Source organism: Pseudoalteromonas sp. MelDa3 (assembly GCF_002863625.1).
GTDB classification, from domain to species: domain Bacteria; phylum Pseudomonadota; class Gammaproteobacteria; order Enterobacterales; family Alteromonadaceae; genus Pseudoalteromonas; species Pseudoalteromonas arctica.
The window spans coordinates 1-15,721 of the sequence record NZ_PJBR01000060.1 but is presented as its reverse complement, the minus strand read 5'-3'; the positions used below and the strand labels follow the sequence as shown (position 1 = coordinate 15,721).

16 protein-coding genes and 2 pseudogenes are annotated in these 15,721 nt (G+C 39.3%); 16 read left to right on the top strand and 2 right to left on the bottom strand.

Annotated features, from left to right (window positions below):
* Window positions 1-70: 70 nt before the first annotated feature.
* The 15 genes and pseudogenes from CXF89_RS12040 (at window position 71) to CXF89_RS11970 (ending at window position 13,307) form a co-directional block, all read left to right on the top strand.
* On the top strand, window positions 71-2,863 hold the full coding sequence (locus CXF89_RS12040; protein ID WP_121954714.1) for a monovalent cation/H+ antiporter subunit A: 2,793 nt from the start codon (window positions 71-73) through the stop codon (window positions 2,861-2,863).
* Window positions 2,863-3,216, top strand: coding sequence for a Na+/H+ antiporter subunit C (locus CXF89_RS12035; RefSeq protein ID WP_010554685.1), 354 nt, complete (start codon window positions 2,863-2,865; stop codon window positions 3,214-3,216). The genes CXF89_RS12040 and CXF89_RS12035 overlap by 1 nt, the downstream gene beginning before the upstream one ends.
* Window positions 3,213-4,730 carry a monovalent cation/H+ antiporter subunit D gene (locus CXF89_RS12030; protein ID WP_024591620.1) on the top strand — a complete coding sequence of 506 codons (1,518 nt, stop codon included), beginning with the start codon at window positions 3,213-3,215 and terminating at the stop codon, window positions 4,728-4,730. The genes CXF89_RS12035 and CXF89_RS12030 overlap by 4 nt, the downstream gene beginning before the upstream one ends.
* Window positions 4,730-5,266, top strand: a complete 537-nt coding sequence (locus tag CXF89_RS12025; protein WP_007585523.1) for a Na+/H+ antiporter subunit E — start codon at window positions 4,730-4,732, stop codon at window positions 5,264-5,266. The genes CXF89_RS12030 and CXF89_RS12025 overlap by 1 nt, the downstream gene beginning before the upstream one ends.
* Window positions 5,260-5,529 (top strand): K+/H+ antiporter subunit F, encoded by a 270-nt coding sequence (locus tag CXF89_RS12020; protein WP_007378493.1) that lies wholly within the window; start codon window positions 5,260-5,262, stop codon window positions 5,527-5,529. Before CXF89_RS12025 ends, CXF89_RS12020 begins: the two co-directional genes overlap by 7 nt.
* 9 nt (window positions 5,530-5,538) lie before the next feature.
* Entirely contained in the window at window positions 5,539-5,871 is a 333-nt protein-coding gene (locus tag CXF89_RS12015; RefSeq protein WP_007585525.1) for a Na+/H+ antiporter subunit G, read from the top strand.
* A 130-nt stretch (window positions 5,872-6,001) separates the two neighbouring features.
* Window positions 6,002-6,497 (top strand): annotated as a pseudogene (locus tag CXF89_RS12010) (DUF2059 domain-containing protein).
* Between the two features lie 508 nt (window positions 6,498-7,005).
* Window positions 7,006-7,449 carry a MerR family transcriptional regulator gene (locus CXF89_RS12005; protein ID WP_121954713.1) on the top strand — a complete coding sequence of 148 codons (444 nt, stop codon included), beginning with the start codon at window positions 7,006-7,008 and terminating at the stop codon, window positions 7,447-7,449.
* On the top strand, window positions 7,439-9,685 hold the full coding sequence (locus CXF89_RS12000; protein WP_121954712.1) for a heavy metal translocating P-type ATPase: 2,247 nt from the start codon (window positions 7,439-7,441) through the stop codon (window positions 9,683-9,685). Before CXF89_RS12005 ends, CXF89_RS12000 begins: the two co-directional genes overlap by 11 nt.
* 20 nt (window positions 9,686-9,705) lie before the next feature.
* Window positions 9,706-10,059 carry a cupredoxin domain-containing protein gene (locus tag CXF89_RS11995; RefSeq protein WP_121954711.1) on the top strand — a complete coding sequence of 118 codons (354 nt, stop codon included), beginning with the start codon at window positions 9,706-9,708 and terminating at the stop codon, window positions 10,057-10,059.
* Between the two features lie 70 nt (window positions 10,060-10,129).
* On the top strand, window positions 10,130-10,345 hold the full coding sequence (locus tag CXF89_RS11990) for a TIGR02450 family Trp-rich protein (protein WP_007585532.1): 216 nt from the start codon (window positions 10,130-10,132) through the stop codon (window positions 10,343-10,345).
* A 616-nt stretch (window positions 10,346-10,961) separates the two neighbouring features.
* Entirely contained in the window at window positions 10,962-11,174 is a 213-nt protein-coding gene (locus CXF89_RS11985) for an EF-hand domain-containing protein (RefSeq protein ID WP_007585535.1), read from the top strand.
* Window positions 11,175-11,343: 169 nt separating this feature from the next.
* Window positions 11,344-11,550 carry a calmodulin gene (locus tag CXF89_RS11980; protein WP_121954710.1) on the top strand — a complete coding sequence of 69 codons (207 nt, stop codon included), beginning with the start codon at window positions 11,344-11,346 and terminating at the stop codon, window positions 11,548-11,550.
* Between the two features lie 381 nt (window positions 11,551-11,931).
* A pseudogene (locus tag CXF89_RS21195) lies at window positions 11,932-12,126 on the top strand (EF-hand domain-containing protein); the annotation flags it as partial.
* Between the two features lie 233 nt (window positions 12,127-12,359).
* The gene (locus CXF89_RS11970) at window positions 12,360-13,307 is read left to right on the top strand and encodes a PDC sensor domain-containing protein (RefSeq protein ID WP_121954708.1); all 948 of its coding nucleotides are present in this window, start codon (window positions 12,360-12,362) and stop codon (window positions 13,305-13,307) included.
* A 35-nt stretch (window positions 13,308-13,342) separates the two neighbouring features.
* Here CXF89_RS11970 and CXF89_RS11965 read toward each other — a convergent pair whose 3' ends face one another.
* A complete protein-coding gene (locus tag CXF89_RS11965) occupies window positions 13,343-14,962 on the bottom strand; it encodes a M28 family metallopeptidase (protein WP_121954707.1) in 1,620 nt (539 codons plus the stop codon).
* 142 nt (window positions 14,963-15,104) lie between these two features.
* On the opposite strand from CXF89_RS11965, the gene CXF89_RS21190 reads away from it, so the two are divergent.
* A complete protein-coding gene (locus CXF89_RS21190; protein WP_007585545.1) occupies window positions 15,105-15,254 on the top strand; it encodes a hypothetical protein in 150 nt (49 codons plus the stop codon).
* Between the two features lie 106 nt (window positions 15,255-15,360).
* Here the strand turns inward: CXF89_RS21190 and CXF89_RS11960 are convergent, their stop codons facing one another.
* On the bottom strand, window positions 15,361-15,600 hold the full coding sequence (locus tag CXF89_RS11960; protein ID WP_007585551.1) for an RNA recognition motif domain-containing protein: 240 nt from the start codon (window positions 15,598-15,600) through the stop codon (window positions 15,361-15,363).
* Window positions 15,601-15,721 lie beyond the last annotated feature (121 nt).

Here is a 15,721-nt window from a genome sequence, read left to right as displayed (position 1 = left end):
CAGTAAAAGCATCACTTAGTATTAAAAAGAGATGCCCTAATAAACTTATGATAATAAAAGGCCCTACATTATGACTTTGCTCTGGATACCCTTGTTATCCTTAATTGGCAGTGTTATTTCTGCATGCACAGGTAAGTTATCCCGCAATTTAAGCACTAGTTTAACGGCTCTTGCGCCTTTGACGGCTTTGGGGATTACTCTATACCATGCACCTGCCGTTTTAGCGGGCGAAACCATTCGTTATTCTTTAGCTTGGATCCCGTCAATAGGACTCGATTTGTCTCTGCGGTTAGACGGCCTCAGTTTATTGTTTATGTTTATGATTTTAGGCATAGGCTTGCTCGTTATCCTCTACACCCGTTACTACCTAAGCGCTAATGACTCAATGGCTAAGCTATATAGTTACTTAATGCTATTTATGACTGCAATGCTTGGTATTGTTATGTCTAACAACGTCATTCAACTGTGGTTGTTTTGGGAATTAACGAGCATCAGCTCATTTTTATTAATTAGTTTTTGGTGGCATAAATCAGAAGCGCGAAAAGGCGCACGTATGGCGCTTGCTGTAACAGGCGCGGGCGGCTTAGCGTTACTTGCTGGATTGATGCTATTAGGGGATATTGTTGGTAGTTACGACCTAGATGTTATTCTAGCGAGTAAAGCAATAATTCAATCTCATGATTTATACGAAGTAGCATTGGTATTGGTGCTACTGGGTGCGTTTACTAAATCGGCACAATTTCCATTTCACTTTTGGCTTCCTCATGCAATGGCAGCGCCTACGCCAGTAAGCGCGTATTTACATTCTGCGACGATGGTAAAAGCCGGTATATTTTTGTTAGCACGTTTTCATCCTGCTTTGGCAGGCACCGATACTTGGTTTTTACTTGTCGGGTTAACGGGTTTAGCTACGCTGTTGTTTGGTGCTTATATAGCACTATTTAAACACGACTTAAAAGGCTTGTTAGCCTATTCAACAATAAGCCATTTGGGTTTAATAACGCTATTACTCGGACTTGATACTGAGCTTGCGACTGTTGCTGCTATTTTTCACATAATTAACCATGCAACGTTTAAAGCGTCGTTATTTATGGCCGTTGGTATTATTGATCACGAAACGGGCACGCGTGATATGCGTAAATTAAATGGTATGTGGCGATACTTACCATACACTGCAACGCTTGCGATGGTCGCGGCGGCTGCAATGGCAGGAGTTCCTTTACTAAATGGCTTCTTGTCTAAAGAAATGTTTTTTGCAGAAACGCTGCATCAGCAAGTGCTTGGTTCTATGTCGTGGTTAATTCCAGTACTGGCAACTGTTGCAGGTGCATTAGCTGTTGCGTACTCAGCACGCTTTATTCATGACGTGTTTTTTAATGGTGAACCAATTGATTTACCTCGTACGCCGCATGAGCCACCGCGCTATATGCGTGTACCAATAGAAATACTCGTTGTGATTTGTTTGTTAGTGGGTATGTTCCCGCACTTTACAATTGATGGCATTTTATCTGCGGCGTCTTTAGCTGTACTTGGAAAAGAAATGCCAGTTTACGAATTGGCTATCTGGCATGGGTTTAACTTGCCTCTACTAATGAGTGCGATGGCGATTGCTGGCGGCTTATTTATTTATATTAATCGTAAATATCTATTTCAATTTCAAGCATCGTTACCACCTTTAAACGCTAAAAAGACGTTTGAACGTGTAATTTTAAGTGTTGTTGCTTGGTGTCAGTCAAAGGTAAGCAGTACAGAAAATGGATCACTACAGCGCTACCTTGTAATTATGCTAGCGGTAGTATTGCTGTGTGCGGGTTGGCCATTATTTGAAATGCAACAACTTGCTGGTAGCATGCCACTTACGCCTGTTGATGTGCACAATGCAATTGGTGCAGGCTTATTGATTATTGGTGCTCTTGCCACCGTTATTTGGCATCGCTCTCGAATGGTATCGCTATTAATGCTCTCAATTGTAGGATTAATGGTGTCGGTTGTATTTACACGCTTTTCTGCTCCAGATTTAGCGCTTACGCAGCTAACTGTTGAGGTTGTTACTATTATTTTACTTATGCTGGCATTGTTTTTCTTGCCGCAGCATACGCCAAAAGAATCAAGTTCATTACGCGTACTTCGAGACTTAGCAATAGCCTCTACGTTAGGTGTAGTTATCGCGAGTATTTGTTATGCATTACTTACACGCCCGCTAGATTCAATCTCAGACTTCTTTATTGCTAACGCTAAAATTGGTGGCGGTGGTACTAACGTAGTTAACGTTATTTTAGTCGACTTTAGGGGCTTTGATACGCTTGGTGAAATTACCGTATTAGGCATTGCCGCATTAGGTATATTTAAAGTACTTTCTCGAATTCCATTATTTATGCCAGCAAGCGACAGCGAAGGGCGCCCATGGGCACGAGAGCGCCATCCAATATTACTGGCGAGTATTTCACAAAGTTTATTACCGCTTGCGTTATTAGTTTCTGCATATATTTTCTTACGTGGGCATAACTTACCTGGTGGTGGCTTTATTGCAGGACTGGTAACGTCAATCGCGTTTATTTTGCAATACATGGCGCATGGTACAGCATGGATAAACGAACGTTTTGATGTTAATTATCGCAAAATTATAGCTTCAGGCATTGGTATTTCTTTGTTTACAGGTGTGGGTAGTTGGTTCTTCGATAAGCCATTTTTAACAACTTGGTTTGACTACTTTGATATTCCGTTTGTCGGTAAAACAGAGCTTGCCAGCGCGATTGCATTTGACCTAGGTGTTTACTTAACTGTTGTAGGCGCTACATTAATGATTTTAGCAAGCTTAGGTAATATGACAGCAGATACCCAGAAAAAAGAGGTAAATATTTAATGGAATTATTGTACGCATCTTGCGTTGGAGTATTGGTCAGTTGCGGTGTGTTTTTACTGCTAAGAGCTCGTACGTTCCCTGTAGTACTTGGGCTTACTATGATTTCATATGCTGTTAACTTATTTTTGTTTTCAGCAGGTCGCCTTACTATTAATAAAGCGGTAGTACTTGGTACTGGCACAGAATACGCCGATCCTCTACCTCAAGCATTAGTACTAACTGCAATAGTGATTGGTTTTGCGATGACCGCATTTGTGGTTATTTTGGCAATACGTGGGCGCGCCGATTTAGGTAGTGACCATGTTGATGGTTATGTGCCTAACACCTCTGCAGATAATAAGGAGCAAAAATGATCCAACATTTAGCTTCGCTACCTATTTTATTACCTATGTTGACGGCAGTTATTTTATTGCTGCCGCCATGTGGTAAAAGCGTCAAAATTCGCCGCTTAGTTTCAATTGTAATGGCAATAGCTACTTTTGCCATTAGTGTGCTTTTACTTGTACATATTAATAATACAGGTATTAATGTTTACGCTATTGGTAGTTGGTCTGCACCATTTGGGATAGTCTTAGTCGCTGACATGTTATCTACCTTATTGGTTACGTTAACTTCACTTTTAGGTTTGGGCGCTATTTTATATGGTAGTGCTGGCGATGATGAAAAGGGCAGCTTTTATCATCCACTTGTTCATTTTTTAATATTGGGTGTAAATGGCGCGTTTTTAACTGGCGATTTATTTAACCTATTTGTATTTTTTGAAGTGTTACTGATTGCATCATATGCACTGTTAATGCATGCAGGTGATAAACAAAACACTCGTGCGGCACTGCAATATGTAATATTAAATTTAGTTGGCTCAAGCGTATTTTTAATCGGTTTGGGTATTTTGTACGGTGTACTTGGTACGCTTAATATTGCAGATATGGCGCAAAAAGTATCACAGCTTTCGGGCGATGATGTATACCTAGCAAAAGCAGGTGGTTTATTACTATTAATTGTATTTGCTTTAAAGGCCGCACTATTACCTCTGCATTTATGGCTTCCAAATACGTATTCAAGCGCTAAACCTGTAGTTGCAGCATTGTTTGCGATTATGACCAAAGTAGGCGTTTACGCCATGCTTCGTGTTTACACGGTGATATTTGGCGAACAAGCAGGAGCGCTTGAACATATGGCGCAGCCTTGGCTTTGGGGCTTAGCAATTGCCACCATTATAGTGGGTGCCATTGGCGTTATGGCAGCGCAAGACTTACGTAAACTCACCTCTAACTTAGTATTAGTATCGGTAGGTACGTTGGTTGCGCTAATTGCATTGCAAAATGTAAATGCCACTGCTGCACTTTTATATTATTTAGTGCATTCAACACTTGTTAGTGCCGCACTGTTTTTACTAGCAGACCTTGTTTCTACGCAGCGCGGTAAAGTTGGTGATAGGCTAGTAGCGGGTCGCTCTGTTAAACAACCATTTTTATTAGGTGTGTGCTTTATTGTTGCAGCTTTAACTGTAGTTGGTATGCCGCCACTATCAGGCTTTGTAGGTAAAATTTGGATACTTAAAGCCACATTAAATAGTGAGCAAGCTTTACTATTTTGGCCTGTATATTTAGTAACAAGCTTTGCGTTGTTGGTAGCGCTTTCGCGTGCTGGCACGACCTTGTTTTGGGAGCATAAAAGTAAAAATAGCGAAAACGCAGATTGTGCAAATGCACACCCGTTGCAGGTAATTGTAATTATAGGTTTACTTGCGTGTTCGCCATTGCTCGTTATTTTTGGCGGACCAATAAGTGAATACATGCTAGGTGCTGCTACTCAGTTACATGATATAAGCGGCGGTATTAATGCTGTACTTAAAGGAGGCATGTGATGAGATTACAAGCCCGTTTTCGTTGGTTACCAACGCCATTTCGTAGCTTATTTTTGTTTATGGTTTGGCTATTGTTAAATAATAGCGTGTCGGTAGGGCACTTAGTATTAGCGACTATTTTTGCAATACTTATCCCAATATTAAGTTTTTCGCTTCGCGAGCCTCAGCCACTAATTTTAAAGCCGGGCTTGGCTCTTAAGCAGTTGCTTATTGTGCTGTACGATATTGTCGTAGCAAATTTACAAGTGGCTTTACTTATACTTGGGCCATCTAAAAATTTGCGTCCGGCATTTATAAAAGTACCGATAGATTTAACTCATGATATGCCAATTACCATATTGGCCAGTAGTGTATCGCTTACACCCGGTACAGTGAGTGCAGAGGTTTACCCAATTGCTGAATCGTTACCTGAGGGTGAAGAGCCAACACAACGCTACTTATTAATACATGTGCTTGACCTTAAAGATGAAGAAGCACTTATCAAACAAATAAAACAACGCTACGAAGCTCCACTAAAGGAGATATTTCAATGTTAGACACCGTATTACTCATTGTTTTTTCGATGATTGGCTTATCATTATTGCTTAATTTATGGCGATTGATCATTGGTCCATCAGTGCCTGATCGTGTTTTAGCGCTCGATACAATGTACATTAACGTCATTGCACTGATTATTTTATATAGCATTAGTATGGATACAGGGCTTTATTTTGAAGCTGCACTGCTTATTGCCATGCTCGGTTTTATAAGTACAGTTGCAGTGTGTAAGTATTTACTACGTGGCGATATAATTGAATAAGGTGAAAACATGATCAGCGAATGGGTTGTATCAATATTATTGTTATTTGGTGGTACGTTTATTTTAATTGGCTCAATAGGCTTAGTTAAACTACCTGACTTTTTTATGCGTTTGCATGGGCCAACTAAAGCAACAACGTTGGGCATGGCAAGTATGCTAATTGCAGCTATGGTTTATTTTGCAAATTCAGGGCATGGCCTAAGTGTTAAAGAAATACTCATTACTATATTTTTACTAATTACGGCACCGATTAGTGGTTACATGCTAATAAAGTCAGCTATTCATCATAAGCTAAAAGCCAAAGAAGGCACTAAAGGCCTAGATAATGTAGAAGACGATTAACATAAAAATATATTTATAAAAGGCCGAATAAATTCATTTTATTCGGCCTTTTTAGTGACTGCTTGTACCCTTTACAAGACTAATTAATAATGTAACTATAAAACGATTATTTATATGAAAGGATATTATTATGGGTAAGGTACTACTTTTATCATTACTGATTTTTTCTAGTAGTTTGTATGCTGAACAAAATACTAAGCAGCAAAAAATAGATGAACTTATTAGTGTAATGAATTTAGATTCAATGGTTGATTCTATGTACGGCCAGGTTGAAGGCATGATGAAAGGCATGTCAGACCAAATGGGCGTTAAGCCTTCTGAACAGGCAATTTTTGATAAATACTACAGCGACATGACGACGGTATTAAAAACCGAAATGAGCTGGGCCAAAATGCAGCCGATGATGATTAGCGTGTACGACAAACATTTGTGAGCAAGAAATTGCCGATATGTTAGCGTTTTATAAAACAGATACAGGGCAAAAAATACTTGAAAAAATGCCTGTTGTAATGCAAGAGTCTATGCAAATGTCACAAAGCTTAATGAAAGATGCTATGCCTAAAATACAAACTTTAGCGCAGCAACTAAGCGACGAATTAGAGCAAAGCCGTAGCGAATCAAACTAGGGCTGCGCATGTTTGGTATTTATGCTGCGTTATCGCCTATTTATGGGGAATAACCACACTACATAGGCTCTGCCTTGCCTAAAGACCAAACAGTCTGCTGTAAATTAAACCACCAATGATCAACACGCCCTTAGATTAATACGCGCCTTACTTAGGCGCTTCTCTCCTAAATTACCCCCCTCCAGATAATACACGGCCGATATCAGCTTAAGTTAATTATGTTTGTGTCACTATACCAATAACCAACAATACTTAATCAATTTGAGGGATTAAATTCGGCGTTAACTGCGTTAAACATTTTGATATACGACTGCATGGATGCAGAGGCAATTAGTGATAACAACTAAATAACGAAACCTTTGCCTTGTTATCAACACTATTTTCTTGTCTTAAATAGGTTACTTAATTAAGCGAATTGGTATTATTTTATTAGTTTTAAAATAGTCATTGACCTATGTGTTGCACCTAGGTTTATTATGAAGCTACTGAAACACGACGGAGCTAAATTATGTATGTTAAACAACTCGCCAAGTTAATGGGCGTGACTGCCGATACTGTTCGTCATTACACACGTGTTGGGTTACTTAACCCAATACGCAGTGAAGAAAATGGCTATCAAGAGTATACAAAGCAAGACCAGCATCGTTTAAAGTTTATTATTAGCTCTCGTCAACTAGGTTTTTCACTTAAAGATATTCAACACATTATAGGCGAGTCAGAGCAGGGGAATTGTCCTTGTCCGTTAACGCGTAAACTCATTACTAAACGCCTAGAAGAAACCGAAGCACTATTTCAAGAAACATTAAAATTACGAAACAGAATGCATGCAGCTCTGGAGCAATGGGATACATCAGCCGATGGTGCAAATGCCAGTGACGTGTGTAGTTTAATAGAATCTTTTGTTGATCCAATAAATGATTCTGCAAATAAGGAGCAGCGTAATGACGACTAATACAAAAGACACCGCGCAAAACTTTATTATTGAAGGCGCTAATTGCGGCAGTTGTGTGGCTAAAATTGAAAAAGCCCTTAATAGCGTGCAAGGCGCGCAAAACGTGGAAATGAACTTTGCTGAGCGTACTGTCCGTGTAGAAGGTAAAGCTTGCGAAAGCACGCTTATTAAAGCAGTCGAAAACATTGGTTATTCAGCTAAGCCAATGAGTAACGAGTCTGATCAAGATGCACTTGATGAAAAAGCAAAGTCGGATGAGGCACATTATAAAAAGCTAATGCGTAATATGATATTAGCGTTAGGGGTCGGTGCACCGTTAATGATATACGGGCTTATTTTTGACATGAGTGTGACCACCGACACACAACGAATAGCATGGTTTTTAGTGGGTATAGTCACGCTTGTGGTTATGGCTATATCAGGTAAACAATTTTACAACGGTGCATGGCAGGCATTCAAAAACCATGCTGCCAATATGGATACATTAATAGCGCTTGGTACAGGTACTGCGTGGTTGTATTCAATGTTTGTGGTAATAGCACCAAACTTATTACCGGAAGTTGCAAGACACGTATATTTTGAAGCATCATCGATGATCATCGGTTTAATTAGTTTAGGGCTCGCTTTTGAAGTAAAAGCACGTGGGCGCACCTCACAAGCAATTAAACGCTTAATTGGCCTGCAACCAAAAACTGCACGCGTAATTCGCGATGGGCAAGAGCAAGACATCGACATTAGTGATGTTGTAAAAAATGATGAAGTACGCGTACGCCCGGGTGAAAAAATCCCTGTGGATGGCGATGTTATTGAAGGCAGCAGTACGGTTGATGAGTCAATGCTTACTGGTGAGCCAATGGCCGTCCGCAAAAAAACGGGCGACAAAGTTGTTGCCGGAAGTATTAATAAAAGTGGCACTTTATTATTTAAAGCCACGCACATTGGTAGCGAAACCACACTTGCCAATATTATCAATATGGTAAAGCGTGCACAAAACTCTAAGCCATCAATAGGGCGCTTAGCTGATGTTATATCAGGAATATTTGTACCAACAGTCATGATTATTGCAGTACTTGCTGGCCTTGCATGGTTAAACTTTGGACCTGAGCCATCAATTGCTTATGCCGTAGTTGCGGTAACCACCGTACTTATTATTGCTTGTCCTTGTGCGCTAGGACTCGCAACCCCTATGTCGGTTATGGTGGGTATTGGTAAAGCTGCAGAGTCAGGAATATTAATTCGAAATGGTGAGTCGCTGCAAACAACATCTAAAATCACCACCATGATTTTAGATAAAACAGGCACGATTACTCAAGGCACACCGCAAGTTACCGATGTAGTTACGTTTAACAACAGTGATGAAAATACAGTAATGCAACGTGTTGCAAGCCTTGAAAGTAGCTCAGAGCATCCACTGGCAGAAGCAATTACGGCACACGCTAAAAAGCAGGGCTTAGCTTTAAGTAAAGTAGCCGACTTTAACGCAATTACAGGTAAAGGTGTAACCGGCAGTGTTGACGGGCAAACATTGTTGTTTGGTAATAAAGCGCTAATGGATAAATACGATGTGGCCGTTGATGATGCAACCGAGCAAGCTCAAACACTTGCCGGTGATGCTAAAACGCCCATGTATTTTGCAAGTAATAATAAGCTCCAAGCTATTATTGCGGTAGCAGATCCTATTAAAGAGGATTCAGTTGAAGCTATTAAACGCCTGCAAGATAAAGGTATCCACCTAGTTATGCTAACAGGTGACAACAAAGCCACTGCACGAGCCGTTGCTAAGCAAGTTGGTATTGATGACTTTATTGCAGAAGTAATGCCCGATGACAAAGTAAACGAAGTAACAAAGCGCCAAGCAAACGGTGAAATAGTGGGTATGACAGGTGACGGTATTAACGATGCCCCCGCACTTGCGCAAGCGGATGTAGGGTTTGCAATTGGCACAGGTACCGATGTTGCAATAGAAAGTGCAGACATTACCTTAATGCGTGGTTCGTTACATGGCCTTGCTGATGCAATTGCAGTGAGTAGTGCAACTATTTTAAATATTAAACAGAACCTATTTGGTGCCTTTATTTATAACGTGGCGGGTATTCCGATTGCAGCCGGCGTGTTGTATCCATTTTTTGGCATACTACTTAACCCTGTTGTTGCAGGTGCAGCTATGGCACTTTCATCGCTTACAGTGGTAAGTAACGCTAATCGCTTACGTTTTTTCAAACCAAATAAATCGTAATTTAAGCTAAGGAGTACATTATGTTGATGATTAATATAGGTGGTGCACTGTTAATAGCCGCAATTATTTATTGGTTTTGGCTATACAAACCAGAGCAAACACAAAGTGATGACAACAAAGTAACGATAGTCGTTGATAACGGTGTTTATAAGCCAGGACACATTAAAGTGGCAGCCAACAAAGAGGTTGTACTTACCTTTGATAGAAAAGACAGCGCGCCGTGCGCCGAAACCGTGGCATTTCCACAGCTTGATATAAGTAAAACGCTGGCAATGGGTGATGGCAATACAGTTAAACTACCTGCGCTTGAAGCCGGTGAGTATGACTTTCATTGCCAAATGCAAATGTACAAAGGCAAGCTAGTTGCGCAGTAGTCTGAACTAAGTAGGTGTTGGGGTCGTATAGTTGCCTCATATAAGTTATGAGTAGGAGTGGTTACATTAAATGAATAAATTAAACCCTAAAAAATTATTGAATAGTAAATGGACCGCAACACCTTCTATAAATAAAGAAAAACACTTCATTATTGTTGAGGTGGAATTTGATGAGGATGGCAACGTAATTGAATGTATTACCGAGGCTGTTATGTCAAAAAATCAATATCCAATTAGTTGGCGAGATTTAAAAGATAACCAAAAGTGGCTACAAGGGTGGAAGTAGTTTAAATCTACATAATTTACCTCACTCCAATAGCGGCACATTTGCAGATAGCTGGCACACGATGTAGGTTTGCTTAACTCAAGCGAACCTATATTTTACGGCGCATTAAATTATGAGTTGAATGCTACAACTTAGCTTTAACATTGGAACCTTCCTAGGTAAATTCGCCATTTGGCAACAAAACAGTTAATTTCAAAATATCCTTCCAAAATTTTTATAATAAATCACAAAAAAAATGTAACTTACTGATTATAAGAAAATTAATTATTTAATAGTCGCGAATAAATCCTATGTTACTTCCATGTTCATATTCAGTTTATTTTGAAGACTAACCTAAACACCCCCCTTATTGGCTTTTTAGCAAAAGTGTGTCTTTTTAATTAAACTTAACTAATTGATTTATAATGGCTTATTGTTTTTAGTTAAATGGCTGTTGCTAAATAGCAACAATAACACCTCCCCAAATTAAGCTTCTTTCGTTTTACATCGTTTAACTCATTGTTTTCAAATAATAAATAAAAAGTGGCACCGAAGTTGTAATACCTAGAGTGTATTAAGCAAAACGTGATGAAAGCCAAAGGCCTTAATCGCAACAACCCAATGAAGGAATACTATTATGAAAACATTTCAATCAACATTAGTACTAATGGCACTAGCTTCTTCATCAGCGGCTTTTGCAGCAACAGATTTTGATACGCTAGACGTAGATGGTAATGGCGCAATCAGCCAAGCCGAAGCTTCAGTAGATGCTGAGCTTTTAAGCAAATTTGAAGAACTCGATACAAACCAAGATGGTGAGCTATCCGAAGATGAGTTTTCTAAGGCCTAAAATTAAAGCCTTAAGCAGTTAATGCTCTGTAATGTTATCTAAATTCTGAGTTGCCAAAGACAACCTAAGTAGGCAAGGGAGCCTACTAAAAAGAATAACCAGGAAGTGACTAGAGAGCACTATAGAGCAAATTTATTTAGGACACCGCATACTTTTGAAGGATTAAATTATGAAAAAGCTACAATCAACATTTGTACTTATGGCTATTGTTTCTTCGTCAGTAGTATTTGCAAACAAAGACTTTGAAACACTCGATGCAGACGACAACGCTTCAATTAGTCAAGCTGAAGAATCGGTGCAAGTGATAGAGCAATTTGACGAGCTAAATGTTCAAAGTAGCGGTGGTCCGACAGAAAATGATTTTTTTGAATATTAATTTATAAACACTTTACTCCTAAAGGATCTTTGAAAAGGACTTCTTACCTCTAATCAGGTCACCCCTAATCAGGCTCAAAGCCTAAGGAAACGATTATGAAAACATTACACAAAACTTTAGGGCGTATTGATCTTTGTGGATTGAAATTTGTTCAATCTAGGGACGATTAAATCGCGGCGCGAGGTTTGTAACCTAGTGGGCTAAGTAAAAATCGAGCAACAAAGAGTTAATCGTCCCTAGAAAGAACCCAAAGGGCAGCGCATGTTTGGAATTATGCTGCGTTATCGCCAATTTATGGGGAATAACCACACTACATAGGCTCTGCCTTGCCTAAAAACCAAACATACTGCTGCAAATTCACCCACCAAAGATCAACACGCCCTACCACTTGTAGCCCTTGCTTCTTCTTCAGCGGCGTTTGCTGCGGTGGATTTTGATTCTTTTGATACTGATGGCGACGGCGTAATTAGTAAAACAGAAGCCCAAGTAAACTCGCAACTAGTACAGCTTTTTGATCAATTAGATGCAGATGGAAATGGCGAATTATCTAAAGAAGAGTTTTCGAAGGTTCAGTAACAGGCTCTATATTTAAGTTAGTCGTAAAGCCTTACCAGTCATACTCACAAAGCAGCTAAGTAATTAATACTTAGCTGCTTTTTTGTGCATTTAATTTAATATATTACCTTTTAGTCACCAAAGTAGTGCAAAACACGAGTTTGAATATCATTAAGTTGCTGATTGTTAGGTTATTTTATTATTGGTTTTAAACTTGCAAATCTATTTATAACTTAGGTTAATGAGTATTTAAAATGGCGCGAATGAGTTATATCAGTAGTGTTGAGCGCTACCACGAATATGAGCATGTAATACACAGCTTACTTGAATCTATTTTGATGAGCATTGAGGATGGGTTAACTAAGGAGCGTGATACCCGCTACCTGATTAAGCAGTACCCATTTTTAGAATTACAATATTGTTTAAATGCAGAAGGTTTGCAGCAGGGTCATAATGTCTGCTTTAAACGGGCATATAGCAAAAAACTAGGTGAAAGTGGTAATCAACAAGATTTAAGCGAGCGCCCCTATTTTTTGAACGCTAAAACAAGTGATAGGGTGTGCTTTACTGATCCCTACATTTCTATAGCGACTAACCATTTATGTATATCAGCGATTAAAGAACTAAAAAAACCAATTAATAATCAACATTACTTGGTCGTTGATGTGAGCTTAACGCAGCTTATTGAGTTTGTAATGGGTGATACTGCGCGCGCTAATATGTCGCCTTACTTCAAAGCGGGTTACGGTATTATTGTTGCGTGCTTATTTTGCTTAGTGTTATTTTTACTGAATATTGTTTTTAGTGATATATACGCACTATTAACCCATGTAGATACCTCATCAGACCCACTTGAACCCTTTAGTATCATTATTTACATCACCCTAGCATTAGCAGTATTCGATTTAGGTAAAACAATACTCGAAGAAGAAATCCTTATGCATAAGGATATTTTTAGGCACTCATCTACGCGGCGCACTATTACACGGTTTATATCTACCGTGTTAATTGCTATATCAATTGAGGCGCTGTTAACTATGTTTAAAGCGGCGCTGGGGCAATCGGAGTATTTAATGCCTGCAATAGCGATGATGCTTGCAGTGGTAGGGCTTTTAATTGCCCTGGCTATTTATGTTTATTTAGGGGCAAAGGCCGAAACGTTATTAATGCGGGCTCGTTTAAAACAAAAATCCTCCAAGTAGGAGGATTTTTATATTACATAACTATTAATAGTTATTTATTGCTTATCTTGCGTGCGTTTGGCTTTAAAGTCAGACTCGCTCGTCCACTTTGGCCAATCGCCATTGTTTGCAAGCTGTGTGGCTATATCAACAATAAGATCTATATCTTGCTTAACACCACCTAACGACCAATCAGCTGAGTAGTCGTCTGCTTCTTTATGGTACTTATGCGCAATGTACTCAGGATCGGTATCGCCCAGGCTCATAAATAATAAACTAGGCACGCCTTGCTTAGAAAGCGAGAAATGATCTGATCTAAAAAACAAGCCATTTTGCGGGCGAGGGTCCATTTTAACAACACGGCCTTGTGATTTTGCAGCCTTTGCTAAATAGTTTTCCATTGTCGATAAATCTTTACCGTATTGTAAAATGTAGTCAGTGCCATCAAGCACGTTCATGCCATCAATATTTAAAAGACCGACCATTTGTTTTGTAGGTACAACCGCACCCGATGCAAATTCTTCAGAACCAATTAACCCCGTTTCTTCTGCTGTAAAGTTAGCAAAAATAATTGAGCGTTTAAATGGTTTTTGCTTGTTCATTTTGCTCATGATGCGTGCTATTTCAAGCGTGGCTGCAGTGCCTGAAGCGTTATCTACCGCGCCGTTATAAATCTTAGGGCCGGTATCAGTTTGTTTAGTACCAAAGTGGTCCCAGTGAGCGCTAATAACAACGTATTCGTCAGGTGATTCGCTACCTGTAATTTGTGCAACTACATTATGTGATTTGGCACGTGACACTTCGTTTTTAAAGGCAAGGTTTGCTTTTAAGTTAAGTGGCGTCGCTTTAAAGTCATCACTTAATGCTGCTTGCTTTAAATCTTGATAGTTTAGCTTTGCGGCGTTAAACATTTTCTCAGTCGCATCAAGTGTTAGCCAGCCCATAACCGGTAATTTAGACGCGTTTAAATTGTTATCCATTAACGTGTATTTAGTGCCGGTGTTTGAACTTTCAACTACGCCCCAAGGGTATGCCGCAGGTGCTGTTTCATGAACAATAAATACAGCCTTTGCACCTTGGCGAGCGGCTTCTTCATATTTATAAGTCCAGCGACCGTAGTAGGTCATTGCATTACCAGTAAAAAGGGCATTGTTTTGAGTAGCAAAGCCTGGATCGTTAACTAGCACAACCACTGTTTTATCTGTTACATCAATATTTTTATAGTCATTCCAGCTATATTCTGGCGCATTAATACCATAGCCAACAAATACAACGTCAGAGCTTCTTACATCAATTAATGGCTGAAGTTGCTCGGTACGTGCGGTAAAGTCTTTGCCTGATTCAAAGCTCAAATCACCTACCTTTAACTGCATGTCCTGATTAGCTGTCACCATTGCCATTTTTACAGGCTGTAAGTATTTACCTTTATAAGCACCGGTTAAACCCAGCGCTTTATATTGCTCGCTTAAGTAGCCTACTGTTTTCACTTCGCCATGAGTAAGCGGGCCTCGGCCTTGAAAGTCATCAGAGGCTAACGTTTTAATATGCTGTTTAATATTGCTAAGGCTTACACCGGCTGTATTTTCTAATGGGGTTTGTTGGCTTGCAGGCTCTGAGCAGCCAAAGAGTGCAACTAGCAGGCTTAGGCTAGCGCTTTTTAAAAGAGTAGATGCCATAGTCTTCATATTGTTATTTAATTAGGCTTTCAATATAAAGGAAGCACCGCAGCGATGTCGAATTTTTATAGAGAACTTTTCATTCAATTGCAGATTGATTTGATAAGGTGTATAAATAACGAACAACCTAAGGGAGCACATAATGAGCCAATGTAAAAAAAGTGGGTATTTATTTATAGCTAGTGGCATTGCATTTTTTGCTGCTGCAATATTAGCTGAGCAGGAGACATTTTTTGTGCTGTCTGCTTCTTTTATAATATTGGGCACTATAAGTATAAAAAAAGCGGCTTAATAACCGCTTAGTTTTTTTAGCTAAATATAAAGCTTAAATACAATACTTGGCACTAAAAGCAAAAAACCAGCATTAGCTGGTTTTTTAGTATAAGTTGCAGTTAGCTTTATGCGTCTGCAAGCTTTACGCGGATCTTACTTTTATCAACAGTAGATTGGTTAAGTGCTTTAATGGCGCTTTTACTTTCTATGTCGTTTGGCATTTCTAAAAAGGCAAAGCCTTTAGATTGGCCAGTTTCTTTATCAAGTACCAAGTTGCAGGTAGTCACTTTACCGTGCTCTGCAAATAAAGTACGAAGCTCATGCTCAGTGGTAGCACGAGACAAGTTACGAACTAATAGTTTCATAATGAACCTAAATAATTATGTCAGTATTAATTATCTCAAGTAACTCAGCTTTAACCTAATTTTATTTTAAAACATATATAAATAAACGTTCTATAGGAATAATTGTTTGTATCACACTGAA

What these genes read in the sequence shown, in the direction of transcription:
- CXF89_RS12040 (WP_121954714.1), top strand. Translation starts at nt 71, where the DNA reads ATGACTTTGCTCTGGATACCCTTGTTATCCTTAATTGGCAGTGTTATT.
- CXF89_RS12035 (WP_010554685.1), top strand. Translation starts at nt 2,863, where the DNA reads ATGGAATTATTGTACGCATCTTGCGTTGGAGTATTGGTCAGTTGCGGT.
- CXF89_RS12030 (WP_024591620.1), top strand. Translation starts at nt 3,213, where the DNA reads ATGATCCAACATTTAGCTTCGCTACCTATTTTATTACCTATGTTGACG.
- CXF89_RS12025 (WP_007585523.1), top strand. Translation starts at nt 4,730, where the DNA reads ATGAGATTACAAGCCCGTTTTCGTTGGTTACCAACGCCATTTCGTAGC.
- CXF89_RS12020 (WP_007378493.1), top strand. Translation starts at nt 5,260, where the DNA reads ATGTTAGACACCGTATTACTCATTGTTTTTTCGATGATTGGCTTATCA.
- CXF89_RS12015 (WP_007585525.1), top strand. Translation starts at nt 5,539, where the DNA reads ATGATCAGCGAATGGGTTGTATCAATATTATTGTTATTTGGTGGTACG.
- CXF89_RS12005 (WP_121954713.1), top strand. Translation starts at nt 7,006, where the DNA reads ATGTATGTTAAACAACTCGCCAAGTTAATGGGCGTGACTGCCGATACT.
- CXF89_RS12000 (WP_121954712.1), top strand. Translation starts at nt 7,439, where the DNA reads ATGACGACTAATACAAAAGACACCGCGCAAAACTTTATTATTGAAGGC.
- CXF89_RS11995 (WP_121954711.1), top strand. Translation starts at nt 9,706, where the DNA reads ATGTTGATGATTAATATAGGTGGTGCACTGTTAATAGCCGCAATTATT.
- CXF89_RS11990 (WP_007585532.1), top strand. Translation starts at nt 10,130, where the DNA reads ATGAATAAATTAAACCCTAAAAAATTATTGAATAGTAAATGGACCGCA.
- CXF89_RS11985 (WP_007585535.1), top strand. Translation starts at nt 10,962, where the DNA reads ATGAAAACATTTCAATCAACATTAGTACTAATGGCACTAGCTTCTTCA.
- CXF89_RS11980 (WP_121954710.1), top strand. Translation starts at nt 11,344, where the DNA reads ATGAAAAAGCTACAATCAACATTTGTACTTATGGCTATTGTTTCTTCG.
- CXF89_RS11970 (WP_121954708.1), top strand. Translation starts at nt 12,360, where the DNA reads ATGGCGCGAATGAGTTATATCAGTAGTGTTGAGCGCTACCACGAATAT.
- CXF89_RS11965 (WP_121954707.1), bottom strand. Translation starts at nt 14,962, where the DNA reads ATGGCATCTACTCTTTTAAAAAGCGCTAGCCTAAGCCTGCTAGTTGCA.
- CXF89_RS21190 (WP_007585545.1), top strand. Translation starts at nt 15,105, where the DNA reads ATGAGCCAATGTAAAAAAAGTGGGTATTTATTTATAGCTAGTGGCATT.
- CXF89_RS11960 (WP_007585551.1), bottom strand. Translation starts at nt 15,600, where the DNA reads ATGAAACTATTAGTTCGTAACTTGTCTCGTGCTACCACTGAGCATGAG.